The 19,762-nt window shown below is 60.3% G+C and carries 19 protein-coding genes; 5 read left to right on the top strand and 14 right to left on the bottom strand.

What is annotated here, in order from left to right; genetic code table 11:
* The first annotated feature begins 160 nt into the window (after positions 1 to 160).
* Both EKH79_RS08495 and EKH79_RS08500 read left to right on the top strand, forming a co-directional pair.
* Positions 161 to 2,695, top strand: coding sequence for a penicillin-binding protein 1A (locus tag EKH79_RS08495; RefSeq protein WP_126673367.1), 2,535 nt, complete (start codon positions 161 to 163; stop codon positions 2,693 to 2,695).
* Between the two features lie 44 nt (positions 2,696 to 2,739).
* Complete coding sequence (locus EKH79_RS08500; protein ID WP_126673368.1) at positions 2,740 to 3,417, top strand: hypothetical protein; 678 nt, start codon at positions 2,740 to 2,742, stop codon at positions 3,415 to 3,417.
* A 68-nt stretch (positions 3,418 to 3,485) separates the two neighbouring features.
* Here EKH79_RS08500 and EKH79_RS08505 read toward each other — a convergent pair whose 3' ends face one another.
* The 7 genes from EKH79_RS08505 to rpoZ form a co-directional block, all read right to left on the bottom strand.
* The gene (locus EKH79_RS08505; protein WP_126673369.1) at positions 3,486 to 4,784 is read right to left on the bottom strand and encodes a citrate synthase; all 1,299 of its coding nucleotides are present in this window, start codon (positions 4,782 to 4,784) and stop codon (positions 3,486 to 3,488) included.
* A gap of 247 nt (positions 4,785 to 5,031) precedes the next feature.
* Positions 5,032 to 5,277: a type B 50S ribosomal protein L31 gene (locus tag EKH79_RS08510; protein WP_056005111.1), complete on the bottom strand. Its 246-nt coding sequence runs from the start codon at positions 5,275 to 5,277 to the stop codon at positions 5,032 to 5,034.
* Positions 5,278 to 5,368: 91 nt separating this feature from the next.
* Positions 5,369 to 6,298 carry a nucleoside hydrolase gene (locus tag EKH79_RS08515; protein ID WP_126673370.1) on the bottom strand — a complete coding sequence of 310 codons (930 nt, stop codon included), beginning with the start codon at positions 6,296 to 6,298 and terminating at the stop codon, positions 5,369 to 5,371.
* A gap of 83 nt (positions 6,299 to 6,381) precedes the next feature.
* Positions 6,382 to 8,496: an ATP-dependent DNA helicase RecG gene (gene recG / locus EKH79_RS08520; protein ID WP_126673852.1), complete on the bottom strand. Its 2,115-nt coding sequence runs from the start codon at positions 8,494 to 8,496 to the stop codon at positions 6,382 to 6,384.
* 80 nt (positions 8,497 to 8,576) lie between these two features.
* On the bottom strand, positions 8,577 to 8,960 hold the full coding sequence (locus tag EKH79_RS08525; protein ID WP_126673371.1) for a RidA family protein: 384 nt from the start codon (positions 8,958 to 8,960) through the stop codon (positions 8,577 to 8,579).
* Between the two features lie 68 nt (positions 8,961 to 9,028).
* On the bottom strand, positions 9,029 to 11,191 hold the full coding sequence (locus EKH79_RS08530; protein ID WP_126673372.1) for a RelA/SpoT family protein: 2,163 nt from the start codon (positions 11,189 to 11,191) through the stop codon (positions 9,029 to 9,031).
* Positions 11,192 to 11,327: 136 nt separating this feature from the next.
* The gene (gene rpoZ, locus EKH79_RS08535; RefSeq protein ID WP_126673373.1) at positions 11,328 to 11,618 is read right to left on the bottom strand and encodes a DNA-directed RNA polymerase subunit omega; all 291 of its coding nucleotides are present in this window, start codon (positions 11,616 to 11,618) and stop codon (positions 11,328 to 11,330) included.
* Between the two features lie 194 nt (positions 11,619 to 11,812).
* Between rpoZ and EKH79_RS08540 the strand changes: the two genes are divergently transcribed.
* Positions 11,813 to 12,685 (top strand): MlaA family lipoprotein, encoded by an 873-nt coding sequence (locus EKH79_RS08540; protein ID WP_126673374.1) that lies wholly within the window; start codon positions 11,813 to 11,815, stop codon positions 12,683 to 12,685.
* A gap of 77 nt (positions 12,686 to 12,762) precedes the next feature.
* Here EKH79_RS08540 and EKH79_RS08545 read toward each other — a convergent pair whose 3' ends face one another.
* The 7 genes from EKH79_RS08545 to EKH79_RS08575 form a co-directional block, all read right to left on the bottom strand.
* Positions 12,763 to 13,041 (bottom strand): STAS domain-containing protein, encoded by a 279-nt coding sequence (locus tag EKH79_RS08545; protein WP_158621216.1) that lies wholly within the window; start codon positions 13,039 to 13,041, stop codon positions 12,763 to 12,765.
* A gap of 22 nt (positions 13,042 to 13,063) precedes the next feature.
* Positions 13,064 to 13,762 carry an MlaC/ttg2D family ABC transporter substrate-binding protein gene (locus EKH79_RS08550; RefSeq protein WP_126673376.1) on the bottom strand — a complete coding sequence of 233 codons (699 nt, stop codon included), beginning with the start codon at positions 13,760 to 13,762 and terminating at the stop codon, positions 13,064 to 13,066.
* Positions 13,763 to 13,789: 27 nt separating this feature from the next.
* Positions 13,790 to 14,683 carry an outer membrane lipid asymmetry maintenance protein MlaD gene (mlaD, locus tag EKH79_RS08555; protein ID WP_126673377.1) on the bottom strand — a complete coding sequence of 298 codons (894 nt, stop codon included), beginning with the start codon at positions 14,681 to 14,683 and terminating at the stop codon, positions 13,790 to 13,792.
* Positions 14,684 to 14,720: 37 nt separating this feature from the next.
* A complete protein-coding gene (gene mlaE / locus EKH79_RS08560; RefSeq protein ID WP_126673378.1) occupies positions 14,721 to 15,494 on the bottom strand; it encodes a lipid asymmetry maintenance ABC transporter permease subunit MlaE in 774 nt (257 codons plus the stop codon).
* Positions 15,491 to 16,327 carry an ABC transporter ATP-binding protein gene (locus EKH79_RS08565; RefSeq protein ID WP_126673379.1) on the bottom strand — a complete coding sequence of 279 codons (837 nt, stop codon included), beginning with the start codon at positions 16,325 to 16,327 and terminating at the stop codon, positions 15,491 to 15,493. Before EKH79_RS08565 ends, mlaE begins: the two co-directional genes overlap by 4 nt.
* Before the next feature lie 93 nt (positions 16,328 to 16,420).
* Positions 16,421 to 17,050 (bottom strand): guanylate kinase, encoded by a 630-nt coding sequence (gmk, locus tag EKH79_RS08570; RefSeq protein ID WP_126673380.1) that lies wholly within the window; start codon positions 17,048 to 17,050, stop codon positions 16,421 to 16,423.
* 111 nt (positions 17,051 to 17,161) lie between these two features.
* Positions 17,162 to 18,019 carry a YicC/YloC family endoribonuclease gene (locus EKH79_RS08575; protein ID WP_126673381.1) on the bottom strand — a complete coding sequence of 286 codons (858 nt, stop codon included), beginning with the start codon at positions 18,017 to 18,019 and terminating at the stop codon, positions 17,162 to 17,164.
* A 360-nt stretch (positions 18,020 to 18,379) separates the two neighbouring features.
* Here EKH79_RS08575 and rph point away from each other — a divergent pair, with 360 nt between their 5' ends.
* Complete coding sequence (gene rph, locus EKH79_RS08580; protein WP_126673382.1) at positions 18,380 to 19,108, top strand: ribonuclease PH; 729 nt, start codon at positions 18,380 to 18,382, stop codon at positions 19,106 to 19,108.
* Positions 19,105 to 19,722 (top strand): RdgB/HAM1 family non-canonical purine NTP pyrophosphatase, encoded by a 618-nt coding sequence (gene rdgB / locus EKH79_RS08585; RefSeq protein WP_126673383.1) that lies wholly within the window; start codon positions 19,105 to 19,107, stop codon positions 19,720 to 19,722. Before rph ends, rdgB begins: the two co-directional genes overlap by 4 nt.
* Positions 19,723 to 19,762 lie beyond the last annotated feature (40 nt).

Raw genomic sequence — 19,762 nt, forward strand, 5'->3', positions numbered from 1 at the left:
GCCTACACGAACTTCTTCGAGACTTTTGACGTGATGGGCGCCACATTTGAGCCAACCCGCCAGAAGTCGCGATTAAGGTTTTGATAATCCGTCACTCATGTTGCACATACTGCTACATCTATACTCTGAACTGTTTTGACTCAGGTCTCGCTACACTCACATGACGCGAATTCTCAAGGCCCTCCTGCGCTGGGTCCTTATTCTGGGCTTTAGTGGACTTCTGCTCATCGCCTTGGCCGCCGGGGTCGCCTATTGGCTGGTCGCCCCCCGCCTCCCCTCGGTGGCGGTGCTCAAGGACTACCACATGCAGGTCCCCCTGCAGGTCCTGACCGCCGACGGCAAGCTGATCGCCACCTTTGGCGAGACCCGCCGTATTCCGGTCTCCATGGACCAGGTACCGGACATGCTCAAGCATGCGGTGCTCTCGGCCGAGGACGCGGACTTCTATACCCACCCTGGCGTGGACTGGCGCGGCGTCATGCGCGCGGGCTTCCATGTGGTGGCCTCGGGCGGCAACAAAACGCAGGGCGGCTCCACCATTACGCAGCAGGTGGCGCGTAACTTCTTCCTGAGCCCGCAGAAGCTTTATTCGCGCAAATTGATGGAAATGTTCATTGCGCTGCGGATGGAGAACGAGTTCAGCAAGGATCAGATCCTGGAGCTCTATCTCAATAAGATGTTCCTTGGACACCGTTCGTATGGCATTGCGGCTGCCGCGGAGTATTACTACGGCAAGAAGCTCGACCAGCTGACGATTGCCCAGTGCGCCGCAATTGCCTCGACCTTCCAGCTGCCCTCGGCGGTCAATCCGCTGACCAACGTCCCGCGCCTGACGGCTCGGCGCAACTGGGTGCTTGGCCAGATGCGCGAGCACAAGTACATCAATGATGCCCAATACACCGAAGCCATCAACACGCCGGAAAACGCCGCACCGCACGAGCAGCCCATCCAGGTCGATGCGCCTTACGTGGCTGAAATGGCTCGACTTCAGGCGCTGGACCGACTCGGCAACGACGCGCTAACCGAAGGCTATGTAGTCAAGACCACGCTGATCGGCACCCGCCAGCTCGCTGCCGTGGCGGCCGTGCGCGATGGCCTGGCCATCTACGATCATCGCCATGGCTGGCGCGGCCCGGAGGCCCATGAGGAGCTCTCCGCAGGTGCCGGCGAGTCCGATTACAGCAACATCCTTTCCAGTTATTCGGATGTAGCTGGATTGGTCCCGGGCCTGGTCGTTCACGCCACGGCCTCGGAAGCGGAGGTCTTCCTGCTCGATCATCAGACGATAAAACTCAGTCTGGACGCCATCAGCTGGGCGCGTCCGTATATCAGCGATAGCCGCGTGGGCGCCGAGCCAAAGGCCGTCGATACCGTGCTGAAGGCAGGCGACGTCATTCGTGTGATCCGCGATGACAAGGGCAATTGGCAGCTGACGCAGATTCCGAAGGCACAGGCCGCGCTCGTGTCGCTGAGCCCCGAAGACGGCGCGATCCAGTCGCTGGTCGGCGGTTTCAACTTCTCGCGCAGCAAGTTCAACCGCGTCGTGATGGCCGCTCGCCAGCCGGGTTCGAGCTTCAAGCCGTTCCTCTATTCGGCCGCGTTCGAGCGTGGTTTCACGACCGCTTCGATCATCAACGACGCGCCACTCGCGTTGCCCGATCCATCGCAACCGAACGGGCTTTGGACACCCAGCAACGATGACGACAAATTCGCAGGCCCCATGCGCCTGCGCGAAGCGCTGCTGGAATCGAAGAACCTTGTCTCCGTCCGCCTGCTTGACGCCATCGGCGTGCGTTACGCGCGCGAATACATCACGCGTTTCGGTTTCCCGCTCGATGCGCTGCCGAACAATCTGTCGATGGCGCTTGGCACCGCTTCGGTATCGCCACTCAGCATGGCGCGCGGTTATGCCGTGTTCGCCAATGGCGGTTATCTGATTACGCCGTACTTCATCAGCGAAATCGACGACCGCGATGGCAAACCCGTCTATGTGGCCAATCCAGCGCGCGCCTGCAACAACTGCCAGGCTCGCTTGCTGCAAAACACGCCGCCTGCCCCGCCGCCAGCCAGCATGCTGACCAACGGCGTATCGGCAAGCGCTTCCTCGAGTGCCCCGGCTGTCGCCGCCAGCGTGGCGACAGCCGGCGAAACTGTGCTGCCCGCAGATGCTCACAGCGGCGAAGCCGCGCCAGTGCTGGCGCCGCACGTCATCGATATCCGCAACGACTACCTCATCACGTCCATGATGAAGGATGTGATCACCAACCCGCTCGGCACCGGTTACGCGGCGAAAGTGCTCAATCGCCCGGATCTGGCCGGCAAAACCGGTTCGACGAACGATCACCGCGACGCCTGGTTCGTCGGCTTCAACGGCGATCTTTCAACGGCGGTCTGGGTCGGTTTCGACGACTTCGGCTCGCTGGGTAAAGGTGAATTTGGCGCCAAGGCGGCGTTGCCGATCTGGATCGATTACGTGGGCGAGGTCATGAAGGGCCTGCCGCAGAACAGCTTGGCGATGCCGCCGGGCATCACGACGCTGCAGATCAACAACCAAAGCGGCCTGCCGACCGAAACGGGCGATCCGGGCGCGATGTCGGAGATTTTCAAGGTCGAGGATATCGACCGCCTGCACAACATGGCCCAACAGCAACAGCAGCAAAACCAGGATCAGCAGCAGGCTAACGATATTTTCTAATTTTACGGTAGGCTTGCCCCGACGCTGCAGAAGAGGGCCGGGGCATGGCACGAGGTGAACACCACCGCATCCACGCACACGACCGTGTACAGCGCAATCGGTTACGCGTCGCACAAGAAGCGGCGCGCCTGATGAGTGAACACGGAATTCGCGACTTCCATCACGCCAAACGCAAAGCCGCCGAAAGACTGGGCGTACTCGACGAACAAGCCTTACCGCGCAATCACGAAATCGAAGAAGCATTGCGCGAACATCAACGGCTGTTTCAGGCTGACAGCCAACCGCAACTACTCAGGGCTCGACGCGAAGCAGCCGTCGATGCCATGCGATTCCTTCAACGTTTTGAACCGCGCCTGGTCGGTGCGGTGCTCGAAGGCACGGCCGATTCGCACTCTGCCGTGTGCCTGCACGTTTTTAGTGACGATCTTGAAGCTGTGGGTATCTACCTGCGTGAACATGGCGTGCCGGTTGAAACACAAACACGCCGTATTCGCATGAGCCGTGAAGAGCAAGCCGAGTTCCCGGTACTGCTCTTCGCCGCTGACAAGCTTCCGTTCGATCTGACCGTGATGCCGCTCAATGCATTGCGGCAGGCGCCCCTCAACCGCATGGACGAAAAACCGATGCGTCGTGCATCGCTGGCATCCGTGGAGATCATGCTCGCGGAGGAAGACAACGAGCAGGATGAATTCGAACGCAAATTGGCGGCAGCGATTCGCTGACTTCTATCACCCTGACAAAAAAAAGCCCGGCATGTGCCGGGCTTTTTTTATCTGGCGTGCGCGCTGGATTACTTGCGCTTGTCCATGCCGACGTAATTGCGCGTGTCGGAACCGACATACAGCTGACGCGGACGGCCAATACGCGAGCCTGGCGTTTCGTGCTGCTCGATCCAGTGAGCGATCCAACCAGCGGTGCGCGCAATGGCAAACATCACGGTGAACATCTCGGTCGGAATACCGAGCGCCTTGTAGATGATGCCCGAGTAGAAATCGACGTTCGGATACAGCTTGCGCTCGACGAAGTAGTCGTCCTTCAGTGCAGCTTCTTCCAGCTTCATAGCCACGTCGAGCAGCGGATCGTTGACGCCGAGCTCCTCCAGCACCTTGTGGCACATTTCGCGGATGATCTTCGCGCGCGGATCGAAGTTCTTGTACACGCGATGGCCAAAGCCCATCAGGCGGAAGTTGTCGTTCTTGTCCTTCGCACGCTTGACCGCGGTTTCCACCTTGTCCGGCGTGCCGATTTCTTCCAGCATCTTCAGCACGGCTTCGTTGGCGCCACCGTGTGCCGGGCCCCACAGCGCAGTGATACCGGCAGCGATGGAGGCGTACGGGTTTGCACCCGTCGAACCGACCAGGCGCACGGTCGACGTGGAAGCGTTCTGTTCGTGATCGGCGTGCAGGATGAAAAGCAGATCCAGCGCCTTGGCCACCACCGGCTTCATTTCCAGCGGCTCGCTCGGCACTTCGAACATCATGTGCAGGAAGCGATTGACGTATTCGAGGTTGTTGCGCGGATAACGGAACGGCCAGCCAATCGAATAGCGATAACAGGCTGCCGCAATCGTCGGCATCTTGGCAATCAGGCGGATCGCTGCAAGCTTGCGATCGTCGGCGTTATCGACGTCCAGATCCTCGTGATAGAACGCCGAAAGCGAGGCCACTGACGCAGCGAGCATCGCCATCGGATGCGCGTCGTGATGGAACCCCTGGAAAAAATTCCGCTGCGACTCATGCATCATCGTGTGGTGCGTGATGTCGTTTTCAAAGCCCGCGAACTGTTCCTTGTTCGGCAACTCGCCGTTGAGCAGCAGATAAGCCACTTCGAGGAAGCTCGACTTTTCGGCCAGCTGCTCGATCGGATAACCGCGGTACATCAGGATGCCCTGATCGCCGTCGATGTACGTGATGGCACTCTTGGTGCTGGCGGTACTGCCAAAACCCGGGTCGTACGTGAAGTGACCGGTGTCCTTGTACAGCGGGGCGATGTCGATGCAGGCCGGCCCAATCGTGCCGGTTAGCAGCGGCATTTCGCTACTACGGCCATTGGACTCATCTACCAGCTTGACGGACTTGGAATCGGACACGGAAACCTCCTACACATGGGTGCCACCGTGACCGCCGCAAAACGGCAACCGCCGGTGAGGGAAAGTCGCACCGTCGAGGGGGAACGTCGACGATGCATCCCATCCATTATCGCACATCGATCTGGAACATCCGAGGCCGCACGGTGCCATCGCGATGATTTACGAACGCGCAAAAACACAGAGCAGGCTGCGCGCCTGCTCTGTGTCGAATCGCTAACCTGCCGATGACAGCAGGTATGCAGAAAAATTACTTTTGCGCGTAACGGCGGCGGAACTTGTCCACGCGGCCGCCCACGTCGAGGGTCTTCTGCTTACCGGTGTAGAACGGATGCGAATGGCTCGAGATATCCACCTTGATCAGTGGGTACTCGTTGCCGTCTTCCCACTTGACGGTTTCCTTGGTCGCAATCGTGGAACGCGTCAGAAACGCGAAATCGGACGACAGGTCCTGGAACACCACCTGGCGGTAATTCGGATGGATATCGGGCTTCATGACGGGCTCAAAGCGGTGGGTGAAAAGAGCGGCATTATATCGGCCATCCAAAGGGTTGGTCAACCGATATGGACCCCGCGGAAACGGGTCTTCAGGCGCCCAAGGCCTTGCGAACCAGGGCCCCGAAGCGAGCCTGATCCAGCTCCAGCACCACATTCGCCCGGGCCGGCAGCTTCAGGCGGTTGTCCCAATCCACTACGGTGGCGCCACGGGTCAGGCGACCATCCAGTTCGATACCGACGTGCCTGCGCTCGCTGCGAACGATCACCGCAGGGTCGATCGCCACGGCCATCGCCAGCGCATCGGCGGCGATGATACCGCGACGCTCACGCTTGCGATTGGTTTCGCGCGCCACCCGGAACACGCGCTCGAAGAACGCGGCGCGATGGTCGCCGGTGGCCAGCCAGTGGTCGAATTCCGCTTCGTCGAAGGCATGTCGCAGGGTGAGCTCCCAATCGACCAGATCGAATTCGGGAAAACCTTCGAAAACGATATGCGCGGCTTCCGGATCGAAGCCCACGTTGAATTCGGCAGGTATATGCCCCGTATTGCCGTGACCGGTCACTGCGCCGCCCATCACGACAAGACGCTTGACCCGTTGTGGGAGCGTGGGATCGAGCCTGAGCGCCAGCGCAACATTGGTCAGCGGCGCGAGCGCCACCAGCGTGACCTCGCCGGGATGCTCGCGCGTCAAACGCAAAATCGCGTGCGCTGCATGCTCATCCGACACCCCCGTCACAGGCTCGGGAAAGCCGACATCGCCCAGACCATCACGCCCATGCACAAACGCCGCGTCTTCTTCGGGCAAACGAACCAGTGGTGTCGGGCAACCCGCGAAGACGGGCGTTTGGGCTTCCACCAAATCCACCAACGTGCGTGCGTTGCGCACAGTGTGCGACAAGCCGACGTTACCGGCCGCGATGCTCAATCCAAGAACATCGGCATGGGCGTGCGCCATCATGATCGCCAGGGCGTCATCCACACCGGGGTCGGTATCGATCAGAAGTAGTGGCTTGCTCATCGGGGGGGGAATTTGCGTCTGGGGAAGCGAGTTAGCTTAGACGCCATGTGGCGCTGGGGCTAGTCCACACGACATGGCGTCAGTTACGCGTTGGCGTATCGCGCCGCGCCACCGATCCAGCGTTCGATCAAACGACCTGCCTGCTCGGGATATTCGGCCAGCATCTGCTCGCCCACACGCTGCACCGCTGGCAAGAGATGTGCATCGCGCGTGAGATCGGCCATGCGGAAACTCAGCTGGCCAGTCTGGCGCGTGCCTAGCACTTCGCCAGGGCCGCGCAGTTCCAGATCTTTTTCGGCAATGCGAAAACCGTCGTTGGTTTCGCGCATGACCTGCAAGCGCTCTTGCGCGAGCTGTCCAAGCGGTGGTTGATAAAGCAGCACGCAGTTGGATGCAATCGCGCCGCGCCCTACTCGTCCGCGCAATTGATGAAGCTGCGAGAGACCCAGACGCTCGCTGTTTTCGATCACCATCAAGCTCGCGTTTGGAACGTCTACGCCTACTTCGATGACGGTAGTGGCAACCAATACGGCCAGCTCGCCTGACTTGAACGTATCCATCACGGCCTGTTTTTCTTTTGGCTTCATGCGCCCATGAATCAGGCCTACGCGACAATCGACAAGCGCGTGCGTCAGTTCCGCATGCGCCGCTTCGGCGGCCTGCGCGCGCAATTGCTCGGACTCCTCGATAAGCGTGCAAACCCAATACACCTGCCGTCCTTCCACGCAGGCGGCATGAATGCGTTCGATCACCTCTATGCGCCGCGCATTGGAAATGGCGATGGTTTGCACGGGTGTACGACCGGGTGGAAGTTCATCGATCGCGGAAATATCAAGATCCGCGTAGGCACTCATGGCCAGCGTTCGCGGGATCGGCGTCGCCGTCAACACAAGCTGGTGAGGCACCAGTTCGCCTTCCAATCCTTTATCGCGCAGGGCGAGTCGTTGCTGCACGCCGAAACGATGTTGCTCATCGACGATCACCAAACCGAGCCGCGCAAATTCGACACCCTCCTGCATCAGCGCATGCGTACCGATAACAATGGACGCACCTTCGGCTACGCGACGCATCGCTTGTTGCCGTGCCTTGCCTTGCTGCTTACCCGCTAGCCACTCCACCGAAATGTTCAACGGTTCGAGCCAATGACGGAAATTGCGCAGGTGCTGTTCGGCAAGCAATTCGGTGGGTGCCATCAACGCAACTTGATAACCCGATTCCACGGCCGCGAGCGCCGCCGCACATGCCACCGCGGTTTTGCCAGAGCCCACATCGCCCTGCACAAGACGCAACATAGGATGTGGCTGCGCGATATCAGCGCTCACTTCCTTGATGACGCGTTGCTGGGCAGCAGTGAGACGGAATGGCAATGCATCCAGCCAGCGCTTGCGCAACGCACCCTTGCCATTGAGCTTGGGCGCGCGACGTTCGCGCACCGCAGCGCGCAAGCGTTTCAGACTCATGTGTTGCGTAAGCAATTCTTCGAACGCAAGACGTTGCTGTGCAGGATGCCGGCCCAACATCAACTGATCCAACCGTGCATCAGCGGGTGGGCGATGCACATAAAGCAACGCTTCGCGCAATGAGGTCAGTCCGTGTTCGGCGCAAAGCGAAGGCGGAATCAACTCAAGCTGTGCATCTTGCGGCAACAGCTGCAAGGCCTTGTCGATCACACCGGCCAGGCGCTTTTGCCCCAGACCTTCAGTGGTTGGATAGACCGGACTCAGGCGTTCATCGAGCGCGATATCGGCGTTTTCCGCGAGGCGCTGGTATTGCGGATGCACCATCTCCAGGCTGCTGTTGCCCTGACGTACCTCGCCATAACACAGCAACCGTACGCCCACTCGCAATTGTTCGGCCTGTGCGCGGTTGAAATGAAAGAACCGCAGCAGCAGCGTTTCCATCGCACCATCGCCAATCGCCACCTTCAGTTGCGGCCGATAGCGAAAACCTTTTTCGACCGCCTCGACCGTGGCAACGACTTGCGCGCGCATTCCGGGCCGCAAATCTCTTAGCGGTGTGATGCGTGTGCGATCTTCATAACGCAGCGGCAAATGGAACCAGAGGTCCTGCACGCGGTGAAGACCGAGACGCGCGAATGTTTCGGCCAAGGCAGGCCCGACACCGCCCAGCGTTGCCACGGGCAGATGTCCGGGATCGGCAGTCGTGTCGATGATCGGGCGGGGTTTGGACGTGGCCATCGGCGTAAGACTAAACGAGTCGACGCGCCATGGGGACATGACTGCCGACAAGGGTTGTCAGCAGTCACCGCGTTGCAAAATCAGTCGAGCACCATGATCGCATCGACTTCGACATGCGCACCCTTCGGCAGGCCTGACACTTCGATCGTCGAGCGCGCCGGATACGGTTGCTGAAAGTATTCGCCCATCACCGCGTTGACCGCTGCGAAGTTGGCCAGATCCGTAACATAGATGCCCACGCGAACCACCTGCGCGAGCGAGCCACCTGCGGCCTGCGCTACGGCAACCAGATTGTCGAATACGCGACGCGTCTGCGTGGTGATGTCACCTTCAACCAGCGCGCCGGTTGCCGGATCGAGCGGAATCTGGCCGGAGAAATACACGGTATTGCCAGCACGGACGGCCTGCGAATACGGGCCGATGGCGGCGGGCGCCTTGTCGGTAGCAATGATAATGCGGGACATGGGAGACATTCCGTGGGGAGTAAAGCGCGGAGTGTAAAGCGACGCGCCGGGAATGCGTAGCCGACCTTTTACAGCGGATAGCGATAGACGCCGCTGACCACGCCCGTGCGGCGCACGCGCCGAATCACTTCCGCCAGATGCTTGCGATTCTTCACCTCGATGGTGAAGAGCAGCGTCGCCGCCGACATATCGCGCTCGACATATTCCACGTTTTCGATGTTCGAGTCGGCGGCCGCAATCGCCGCCGCAACGGTGGCAAGCACGCCAGGACGGTTGATGACTTCGATACGCAATTCGGCGCGGTAATCGCCCTGCACATCGCGATCCCACTCGATGGCTACGTAACGCTCGGGCGATTTGCGCAACTCCGCCACATTCGGGCATTCCGTGCGATGCACGACGATGCCCTTGCCAGGCGATAGATAACCAATGATGTCGTCACCCGGCAACGGGTGGCAGCAATTGGCAAAGCTCAACACGCCGCGCTCGGCGCCGGTGATGCGGATCTTTTCCGCAACGTGCGGAGCCCCCGCACCGCGCGCCGTCGTGCCGCGCGCAGCGACGAGCTGGCTGGCGACCTGATCGGCCATGCGATTGCCGAGTGCGATATCGGACAGCAGCTCTTCCAATCGCTTGAATTTGGATTTGTGCAGGAATTTTTCCAGCACGGCCGGCTGGATGGCGTCGAGATTCGTGCCAAGCGCGTCCAGCGCGCGATCGAGCATGCGATGGCCAAAGTCCACGGCATCTTCGTGCTGCAAATGCTTCAGGTACTGACGAATCGCCGTACGGGCCTTGCCGGTAACGACGAACTCCAGCCACGCAGGATTCGGCACCGCCGACGGCGCCGTGATGATTTCGACCAACTGGCCCGATTCAAGCCGCGCACGCAACGGCAGCAGCTTCTTGTCGACGCGTGCTGCCACAGCATGATCGCCGACGTCCGTGTGCACGGCGTACGCAAAATCGAGTGCCGTCGCATTACGTGGCAACGAAAGAATGTCACCACGTGGCGTAAACAGATACGTTTCATCCGGGAACAAGTCGATCTTGACGTTCTCGATGAATTCCGCCGCCGACGGCGTATTCGCCTGACTGTCGGCGAGCGCGGAAAGCCATTCGCGTGCGCGCGCCTGCGCGCTGTTCGCTGGACCACTCTCCGTCTTGTACGCCCAGTGCGCGGCCACACCACGTTCGGCCACCGAATCCATTTCGTCGGTACGGATCTGCACTTCGATCGGCGCACCAAATGGGCCCAGCAGCACTGTGTGCAGCGACTGATAGCCGTTCGCCTTGGGAATGGCGATGAAATCCTTGAAGCGGCGATCGACGGGCTTGTACAGCGCATGCACCACGCCGAGTGCCATGTAGCAGCTCATGGCGCTATCGGTGACAACGCGGAAGCCGTACACGTCCATCAACTGCGCGAAACTTTTGTGCTCGTTGCGCATCTTGGAATAGATGCTCCACGGCGATTTGATACGCCCGACCACGCGCACCGGAATGTGCTCGTCGATCAAGCGCGACGACAGCGCACCTTCGATGCGGCTCATCGCTTCGCGGCGATTGCCCAGCGCGGCGCGAATGCGTTCGCTGATCACACGATAGCGATCCGGATAGAGCGCGTGGAAACCCAGATCCTGCAGTTCCGCCTTGATCTTGTTCATGCCAAGGCGCTGCGCAATCGGCGCGTAAATTTCCAGCGTTTCGCGCGCGATGCGCCGGCGTGACGGCGCGTCCTTGGCCGAGAGCGTGCGCATGTTGTGCAGACGGTCCGCCAGCTTGATGAGAATCACACGCAGATCGCGCGCCATCGCCAGCAGCATCTTGCGGAAGCTCTCGGCATCCGCTTCCTGGCGGTTGCTGAAGCGCATCTTGTCCAGCTTGGTGACGCCGTCGACCAGTTCGGCGACGGTCTCACCGAACTCGCCCGCCAACTCGGCGCGACTCAGTTCGGTGTCTTCCAGCGTGTCGTGCAGGATGGCCGCGATAATGGTCTCGGCGTCCATGCCCATCTCGGCGAGGATGCCCGCCACTGCGATCGGGTGAGTGATGTAGGGCTCACCGCTCTTGCGCGTCTGGCCTTCGTGCGCAACAGCGCCTACCTCGTAGGCACGGATGACGCGCGCGACATGTTGCTCAGGGAGATACGAAATGCGCTCTTTCAGCGCCAACACATACGGCGGCAGTACAGACGTATCCTCTGAGGCGGGATGCGTGGCCGCGGACATGGTTTCACGACGCCCGTTCAGGCGTTCGCCTCGCTGCTTGGGATGGAACCAACTACGAAATGAAGGTGCGCAACGCGACCTTCAAGCCCGGTGTAACCGGATCGACGACTGCACTGTCGACAGCCGCCGCCATCCATCAGTCATCTCCACCCTTGGAGAGATCGTCATCAACTTCCTGTGCGGCCCATTCCAGCGCTTCGCGCTCGGCACGTTCGCGTTCGGCGCGATCGATTTCATCGATGGTGGCCTGGTCGATGCGACGGTCTGCGATTTCACGCAGCGCCAACACGGTAGGCTTATCGTTGTCGGGGTTGACGGCCGGTTCGGCACCGTTGGCGAGCTGGCGGGCGCGCTTGGTCGCCATGAGTACCAGTTCAAAACGGTTGTCGACTACCTCTAGGCAGTCTTCCACGGTAATACGAGCCATGGGGAATCCTTAAGCTTGAAAGCGACTTATGCGGCCTGACAGTTTATCGTTCAGACACTTGGCTGGCAATGTGATTGACTCTTATCATGTCGGGCTGTTGTGCGCCAGCTCGAAAGAAGGCCGCAAGTTGGGCACAATATAAAACTAGAAAGTACAATTTATCAAAATCCCCCTCCTTTGCGGATCCCCAGTCGATGCCCTCCCTGCCTCGCCTCGCTTTTCTGAACCGCCTTCTCCCCCTGGCCGCCGTGGCCATCCTGGCCGGCTGTGCCATCGCTCCGCCGCGTACGGACGACCCGCTGGAGAAGTTCAACCGCAAGAGCTACGCCTTCAACAACGCGCTGGACACCCATGTCCTGCGCCCGGTGGCGGTGGGCTATACGAAGATCACGCCCAAGCCTGTCCAGACAGGCATCAGCAACTTCTTCACCAACATCAAGCTGCCGATCAGCATTGCCAACAACGTGCTGCAGGGGCGTCCCAGCTATGCGATGGACGACACCGGGCGCTTGCTGATCAACCTGACGGTGGGTCTGGCCGGCTTCTTCGACCCTGCGACGAAGATGAATATCCCGCTCAAGGAAACCGACTTCGGTATCACCCTGGCCCGCTGGGGCGTGCCGGAAGGCGACTACCTGATGGTGCCGCTGCTGGGGCCGTCTACGTTCCGCGACATCTGGCAGTACCCGGTCGACGGTTACCTGTTCGATCCGCTGAGCTACTTCGAACGCAATCACAACTTCAAGGATGGCCAGTACTACATCCCCGAAGTGGTGTATTTCATCCAGATGCGCGCGCAGCTGCTTGATGCCGACAGCTTCCTGAAGTCCGCTTACGACCCCTACGCATTCATCCGCGATGCGTGGCGGCAGACGCGCTTGAACAAACTCTACGACGGCAATCCGCCGGCCGATGTGATGCTGAAGCTGCAGCAAGGTTCGGGCAACAACAACAATAACAACAACAATCAGAACTTCGACCCCGCGGAACTGCTGAAAGAGCAGCAGCAGTGGGAGCAAAAGCAGAAGCAGCAGAACAACTCAGGCAATCCGTCCGGCAATCAGTAAGGCTGTGTCGGGTAGCGCAAACAAAAACGGGGCATCTGCCCCGTTTTTTTTGTGCCCGCATGAAACGAAGAAGTGCGTCAGCTCAGAAAGGGCTCGACGCCGCAGACTTGCGCCAAGGCTTGCATCCCTTCGGGCACATGGAGCGCGGTCACGCGACGCGTAGCGTTATCTGCTTCGGAAAGCGCGGCCAATACACAGGCCAGACCCGCGCTGTCGCACGTGGTGACTGCGGAAAGATCCAGCTTATTCCGATCACCACTTCCGAACGCAACGCGCAATGCGGCAAGCGCTTTCGTTGCCGTTACAAAGCTCAACACGCCGGACACGGAAACCGTATCCGGTGTGTTGGTGGTCACACGAAAATCAGCTCGGGCAGAATTACTGACCGCCATTGGATTGGCCGCCATTGGGCTTGTTTTCCTGTTCCATGGATTTCAGTGCCTGATCACCCTGCGTTTCCAGATCGGCGATCAGCTTGTCGAGACCTTCCTTCTTGATCTCGGCATCGACCTGGTTGCGATAGTTGGTGATGTAGGAAATGCCTTCGATGATCACGTCGTACGCCTTCCACTGACCGTCAGCGGCCTTGTGGAACACGTAGTTGACCGAAATCGACTTGCCATCATCCGTGCTCACCTGCGTACGCACGACGGTGTACTTGTCGTTGAGGTCGCCCGTGAACGGAAGCACCTTCACCGTACCCTTGGTGTAGTTGAGCAAGCCGTCCGCATAACGGTTGGTCAGCGAGGTATAGAACGCCTTGGCGAAACGCGAACGCTGTTCCGGCGTTGCTTCGCGCGCATGCATGCCCAGCACCAGAATCGACGCCCAGTCGGTATCGAAATGCGGCAGGAAGATCTGGTTGATCATCGCCACCAGCTTGGGCTTGTTGTTCTGCAGTTCTGCCTTGTGATCGGCGATCTGGGTGTCGAGCGAATGGGTGATCTCGCTTACCACATCCTGCGGCGTGGCCGCGCTGGAAGCCTGCGCGCTCGATGCATCCTGCGCGAAAGCCGGTGCGGCGATCGCTGCGCTGCCCAGAGCGATAGCGGTGGCAAGTGCCAGGTGACGCAACATGGGAAACTCCTCGGAAAATGAACCGGCTTAGTGTTTACCGGCGTTGGGATTGGATGAACCATTGCCAGCGGGATTGTTGTTACCACCGTTGTTGGCATTGCTTCCGCTGGACGAACCACTGACCAGGAACTTGCCGATCAGGTCTTCCAGCTGCACCGCCGACTGGGTCAGCACCAGCTGGTCGCCATCCTTGAGCGAATTCGGCGAGCCACCGGGCTGGATCGCAACATACTGGCTGCCAATCAAACCACTGGTGAATATGGCGGCGGCCGAGTCATCGGGAATCTGGTTGTATTTCTTGTCGATGGACATGGTGACCGTGGCATCCAGCTTGACCGGGTCGGCCTTCACATCGGTCACGCTGCCGATGGCCACACCGGCCATTTTCACCGGGGCACCCACGGCCAGCGCGCCCACGTTGGTGAAGCTGGCCTTCACGTTGTAGGTGCCGCCAATGGCGTCAGCCGCACTGCCACCGCCGAGGAACTTGCCGAGCATTTCCTCCAGCGGCTGCGTGGATTTGGTCAAACCAATGTGACCACCATCGGCAAGATAGTTCTTCGCATTGCCAAACTGGACGCCGACGTACTGATCGCCAAGCAAACCGCTGGTGTAGATCGTCGCCACCGAGTCGGCGGGAATCTGCGCGTACTTCTTGTCGATCGACAGGCTGACGTCGGCGACATCCTTGCCCGGTTCGAGCGAGATGGATTGCACCTGCCCGATGCGCACACCGGCCACTTTCACTGGCGCGCGCTCTTTTAGCGCACCGATGTTGGCGAACTGCGCGTCGACCGTGTAGCTCGCGCCCTGATGACTGTTGGCGATCGACGACGTCTGGGTGGCGAGATAAACCAGCGCGGCGAAGCCAAGAACGATGAACATGCCGGTGCCGACGGCATAGGATTTTCTCTGGCTCACAGCAAAGTCCTCGAAAAGAAACGATTGATCATGGCAGTCACATCAGGAAAGCGGTGAGGATGAAGTCGAGTGCAAGAATCGCGATCGACGAAGCCACCACGGTGCGGGTGGTCGCGTAGGCAACGCCCTCGCTGGTCGGTGCCGTGGTGTAGCCCTGGAATACGGCGATCAACGAGCAGACCGCGCCGAACCCGACACTCTTCCAGATCACGCCATTGATGATGTCTTGATACACATCGACGGTAGAAGTCATGTTCGACCAGAACGTGCCGTTGTCGACGCCCAGCCAACTCACACCCACCAGATGGCCACCGAAAATGCCCATCGCACAGAACACGCAACATAGCAGCGGCATCGCGATCAGACCGGCAAGAAAGCGCGGCGCGACAACATAGGCAATCGGATCGACCGCCATCATCTCCATCGCCGCGATCTGATCGGTCGCACGCATCAGGCCGATTTCCGCCGTGATCGACGTACCGGCGCGGCCGGCGAACAGCAACGCCGTCACCACCGGACCCAGCTCACGATAAATCGACAACGCCACCACCGAACCGCTGGCCGATGTACCGCCGAAGATAGCCAGCACGTGATACAGCTGCAGGCCCAGCACCATGCCGACGAACAATCCGCAGGTCATGATGATGGTGAGGCTCATCGCGCCCACGAACCACAGCTGCCGCACCGTCTCTCGCACATGCCGAAGACTGCGTGGAACCGCCGCCAGGACGCGCAGCAGAAACAGGCCACACGAACCGATCTGCCCCAGCGACTGAAGAACGACGTTCTCGCGATGCACCTGCGCGCTCATGCAATTCCCTCTTTGAAACCAAGGGCCTGCGCGTAATCATCGGCCGGATACTGGAAAGGCACCGGACCGTCCGACTCGCCACCAAAGAACTGGCGCGTCCAAGGCGAACCGTCATCCGCGATGGTTTTCGGATTGCCCTGCGCAACAACCTTGCCGTTGGCGATCAGATACACATGATCGGCCACCTGCTTGATCGCTTCCAATTCGTGCGCGACCAGCACGCTGGTGATGCCGAGCGTTTCGTTGAGTGTGCGGATCAGCTTGAGCACCTGGTGAAGTGCGATCGGATCCAGCCCCACGAACGGCTCGTCGTAAAGAATCAGCATCGGATCGAAGACAATCGCACGCGCCAATGCGACGCGGCGCGCCATGCCGCCTGATAGTTCGGTCGGCAGCAGCGATGCGGCTCCGCGCAGCCCAACCGCCTGCAACTTGGTCAGCACGATGTTGCGAATCAGCACTTCCGGCAGACTCGTGTGCTGGCGCAACGGAAACGCAACGTTTTCAAAGACATCGAAATCCGTCAGCAAGGCGGAATTCTGAAACAGGTAGCCAATGCGTTCGCGCAGCGTAAACAGCTGCTCGCGCGAAAGCCGCGGCACATTGAACCCATCCACCCACACCTGACCCGCATCGCCACGCATCTGCCCGGTGATGTGCTTGAGCAGCGTGGTCTTGCCGGTGCCGCTGGGGCCCATGATGGCAGTGACCTTGCCACGCGGAATGTCCAGATCCAGCGCATCGAACACGGTCTTGCCGCTCAGCACCGTGGTGAGACCACGAATGCGCACCAGCGTGCGTTCGTCAGGCTTGGCAAGGACGGGATCGGTCATAGGGAGGGGACGCGGGGAAAGTGCTCAAGTTAGCTGAATTGAAGGTGTAATGCTATGCGGACCGGTACAGTAATCGGTCGAATTCGTCTGAATTCAAGGGTCCGCGAGCAATTCCCGGATCAAACCTTCGTGCCGCTGACACGGTAACTGGCTACGCTGACGAACGGCTTGCACGATCGCCTGAAGGCCGTCCAATGCGTCCTCGAGCCGATCGTTGACGATGATGTAGTCGAATTCGTGCGCGTGCGCGATTTCACCGCGCGAATTGCGCAGCCGGCGTTCGATGACTTCTGCGCTGTCCGAACCACGTCCACGCAAGCGGCGTTCCAACTCGGCACGCGATGGCGGAAGGATAAAAACGCTGACGCAATCGGGTTTGGATTTGCGAATCTGCCCTGCGCCCTGCCAGTCGATTTCCAGCAGCACATCACGGCCTTGATTCAGAAGACCCTCAACCGTCTTGCGCGACGTGCCGTAGAAATTTCCGTGCACTTCGGCGTGTTCGAGAAAGATGCCTTCCGCCACTTCGCGCTCGAACTCGGCCCGTTCCACGAAGTAATAGTGGCGTCCGTATTCTTCGCCCGTTCGCGGTGGTCGCGTCGTGTGCGAGATCGACAACGAGATGCCCGGCTCGCGCTCGAGCAGCGCGTTGACCAGCGTCGACTTGCCTGCACCGGAAGGCGCGGCAACGATGAAAAGCGTGCCGCTCTTATCGACAGGCATGACACGCAGTTCCTTCGCCCCCTCTCCCCATCGGGGAGAGGGTTGGGGTCAGGGGCCACGCCTTGCGCAACGTCGCTGCAATGCGCAGATTTCTTCGCATGGCGCCCGCACTCATTCGATGTTCTGCACTTGTTCGCGCATCTGCTCGATCAGCACCTTGAGCTCAACCGCCGCATTGGTGCTGCGTGCATCCACCGACTTGGAACCGAGCGTATTGGCTTCGCGATTGAATTCCTGCATCAGGAAATCCAGGCGGCGGCCGACCGGCTCTTTAAGACCCAGCACGCGACGCGTTTCGCCGATATGCGTGCTCAGACGGTCAAGCTCTTCATCGACATCGCTGCGGGTGACTTGCATTACCAGTTCCTGCTCAAGGCGTCCCGGATCGGCAGGTTGTTTCAGATCTGCCAGACGCGATTCGAGCCGCGCGCGCAAGGCGATACGAATCTCCGGCATCCAGCCACGTACATCTGCTACGACGCGTTCGATGCCATCGAGCCGTTCGCGCAACATATCGCCGGTCTTTGCGCCTTCGCGCTCGCGCGTCGCAGTCAGTGCATCCAACGCGCGATCAAGCACGTCGAGCAGCGCCATCTGCTGCACATCCTGGTCGACCTCCGCATGCTGCAGCACGCCGGGGAAGCGCAGCAGTTCGGTGAATTCGACACGCATGCGCGGGAAACGCGTTTCCATATCCAGCGCCAAGTCGGACAACCGCCCCAGCATCGCGCCATCCACCTTGAGCGATTCCCCACGCGACTCGCCCCGGCGCACGATCACATCGACCTTGCCGCGCGAAAGACGCGCCGCAATGCGCTCGCGCAATGCGGGCTCGAAGCTGCGCAACTCTTCAGGCAGGCGCGGGCTGATCTCCAGATAGCGATGATTCACCGTCCGCAGCTCACAGGTCAGCGTTCCGGCGGGAGAAAGGGCCTCGGCAGACGCATAAGCGGTCATGCTGCGAATCATGGAGTTAAGGCCCACGCTGTTAAGAAAGAGGGCAATGGTAAACTGTCCCGCCCTAACTTGCCCAATCAAGGGATGCTCTGATGTGTTCTGCGTAGGTGGCATGATGTCCAGAAGGCCTGCAGCGTGTGTTGCGCGGCGCTGGGAAGACTGGCCGTCTTGCCAAGCTGCGCGGCACAAGCTGCGGGCCTTCTGGACATCACCCCATCATTCAAATCCAATATGCCGGGGCCGGTACTGTCTGCCCGCATCTCTTCGGTGCGTTGGCTCGACAGACGGCCAGTCTGCCTTCGCCAACGCTCCTGCGATCTGCGAGCAGACAGTACCGGTGACACCTACGCAGAACACATCAGAGCATCCCTTATGACAACAGTGTCCCGCCCTAGCGGCCGTGCCAGCGACCAGTTGCGCAACATCGCCATCGAACGCCACTACACCCGGCATGCCGAAGGCTCCGTGCTGATCTCTTTCGGCGATACACGCGTGCTATGCACCGCCAGCGTGGAAGACCGCATGCCGGCCTGGTTGCGCGGCAAAGGTGAAGGTTGGGTCACGGCCGAATACGGCATGCTCCCTCGCGCCACCTCCAGCCGTACGCAGCGCGAAGCGACGCGTGGCAGCCAGGGTGGCCGCACCATGGAAATCCAGCGCTTGATCGGCCGCAGCCTGCGCGCCTGCGTGGATCGCCAGGCACTCGGTGAACGCGTCATCACACTCGACTGCGATGTCTTGCAGGCCGATGGCGGCACGCGCACCGCAGCCATCACTGGCGCCTATGTCGCATTGGTCGATGCAGTGACCGTGCTGATGCAGCGCGAGAACCTGCGCCGCAATCCGATCATCGGTGCGGTGGCGGCGGTCTCCGTCGGCGTCTATCAAGGCATGCCCGTGCTCGATCTGGATTACGCCGAAGACGCCAACTGCGACACCGACATGAACGTCGTGATGAACGACGGCGGCGGCTTTATCGAAGTGCAAGGCACCGCCGAAGGTCACGCATTCCGCCGCACGGAAATGGACGAGATGCTGGGACTGGCCGAGAAAGGCATCGCCGAACTCGTTCGACTGCAACGCGCGGCACTCGCAGGATGAGCAATACCTTCGCCACGCAGCGCATCGTGTTGGCCAGCAGCAATCGTGGCAAGTTGGCGGAGTTCAACGCGTTGCTGGCCGATAGTCACTTCGAAGTCGTGCCACAAGCCGAGCTGGGCGTCGATGATGCCGAGGAAACCGGCCTCACGTTCGTTGAAAACGCGCTGCTGAAGGCGCGTCATGCGTCACGCGTGACGGGACTGCCGGCGCTCGCCGATGACTCAGGATTGTGCGTTGCGCACCTCCGCGGCGCACCGGGTCTGTACTCGGCGCGCTACAGCGGATCGCATGGCGACAACGCTGCAAACAATGCCAAGTTGCTGCATGAGCTTGAGGGTGTGCCGCACGAACAGCGTGGCGCATTCTTCATCTGCGTGCTCGCCTTACTCGCGCATGCAGACGATCCCGCGCCACTGATCGCCGAAGGCCGCTGGCACGGACGCGTTCTCGACGCCCCACGCGGCACGCACGGTTTCGGTTACGACCCACTCTTTCTCCCGCACGACCAGCTGCTGAGTTCGGCCGAGCTGTCGCCCGAAGTGAAAAATCGCCTGAGCCACCGTGCGCAGGCCATGGCACAACTGCACGCACGCATTACCGAGCTGCGCACCTGATCTTCGCCCCCTCTCCCCTTTGGGGAGAGGGCTGGGGTGA

Origin of the sequence: Dyella dinghuensis, assembly GCF_003977615.1 — a bacterium.
Lineage (GTDB): Bacteria > Pseudomonadota > Gammaproteobacteria > Xanthomonadales > Rhodanobacteraceae > Dyella_B > Dyella_B dinghuensis.

Bases quoted from the DNA above. Each gene is read 5' to 3' on its own strand.
- EKH79_RS08495 (WP_126673367.1), top strand. From the start codon at position 161: ATGACGCGAATTCTCAAGGCCCTCCTGCGCTGGGTCCTTATTCTGGGC.
- EKH79_RS08500 (WP_126673368.1), top strand. From the start codon at position 2,740: ATGGCACGAGGTGAACACCACCGCATCCACGCACACGACCGTGTACAG.
- EKH79_RS08510 (WP_056005111.1), bottom strand. From the start codon at position 5,277: ATGAAGCCCGATATCCATCCGAATTACCGCCAGGTGGTGTTCCAGGAC.
- EKH79_RS08515 (WP_126673370.1), bottom strand. From the start codon at position 6,298: ATGAGCAAGCCACTACTTCTGATCGATACCGACCCCGGTGTGGATGAC.
- recG (WP_126673852.1), bottom strand. From the start codon at position 8,496: ATGGCCACGTCCAAACCCCGCCCGATCATCGACACGACTGCCGATCCC.
- EKH79_RS08525 (WP_126673371.1), bottom strand. From the start codon at position 8,960: ATGTCCCGCATTATCATTGCTACCGACAAGGCGCCCGCCGCCATCGGC.
- EKH79_RS08530 (WP_126673372.1), bottom strand. From the start codon at position 11,191: ATGTCCGCGGCCACGCATCCCGCCTCAGAGGATACGTCTGTACTGCCG.
- rpoZ (WP_126673373.1), bottom strand. From the start codon at position 11,618: ATGGCTCGTATTACCGTGGAAGACTGCCTAGAGGTAGTCGACAACCGT.
- EKH79_RS08540 (WP_126673374.1), top strand. From the start codon at position 11,813: ATGCCCTCCCTGCCTCGCCTCGCTTTTCTGAACCGCCTTCTCCCCCTG.
- EKH79_RS08550 (WP_126673376.1), bottom strand. From the start codon at position 13,762: ATGTTGCGTCACCTGGCACTTGCCACCGCTATCGCTCTGGGCAGCGCA.
- mlaE (WP_126673378.1), bottom strand. From the start codon at position 15,494: ATGAGCGCGCAGGTGCATCGCGAGAACGTCGTTCTTCAGTCGCTGGGG.
- EKH79_RS08565 (WP_126673379.1), bottom strand. From the start codon at position 16,327: ATGACCGATCCCGTCCTTGCCAAGCCTGACGAACGCACGCTGGTGCGC.
- gmk (WP_126673380.1), bottom strand. From the start codon at position 17,050: ATGCCTGTCGATAAGAGCGGCACGCTTTTCATCGTTGCCGCGCCTTCC.
- EKH79_RS08575 (WP_126673381.1), bottom strand. From the start codon at position 18,019: ATGATTCGCAGCATGACCGCTTATGCGTCTGCCGAGGCCCTTTCTCCC.
- rph (WP_126673382.1), top strand. From the start codon at position 18,380: ATGACAACAGTGTCCCGCCCTAGCGGCCGTGCCAGCGACCAGTTGCGC.
- rdgB (WP_126673383.1), top strand. From the start codon at position 19,105: ATGAGCAATACCTTCGCCACGCAGCGCATCGTGTTGGCCAGCAGCAAT.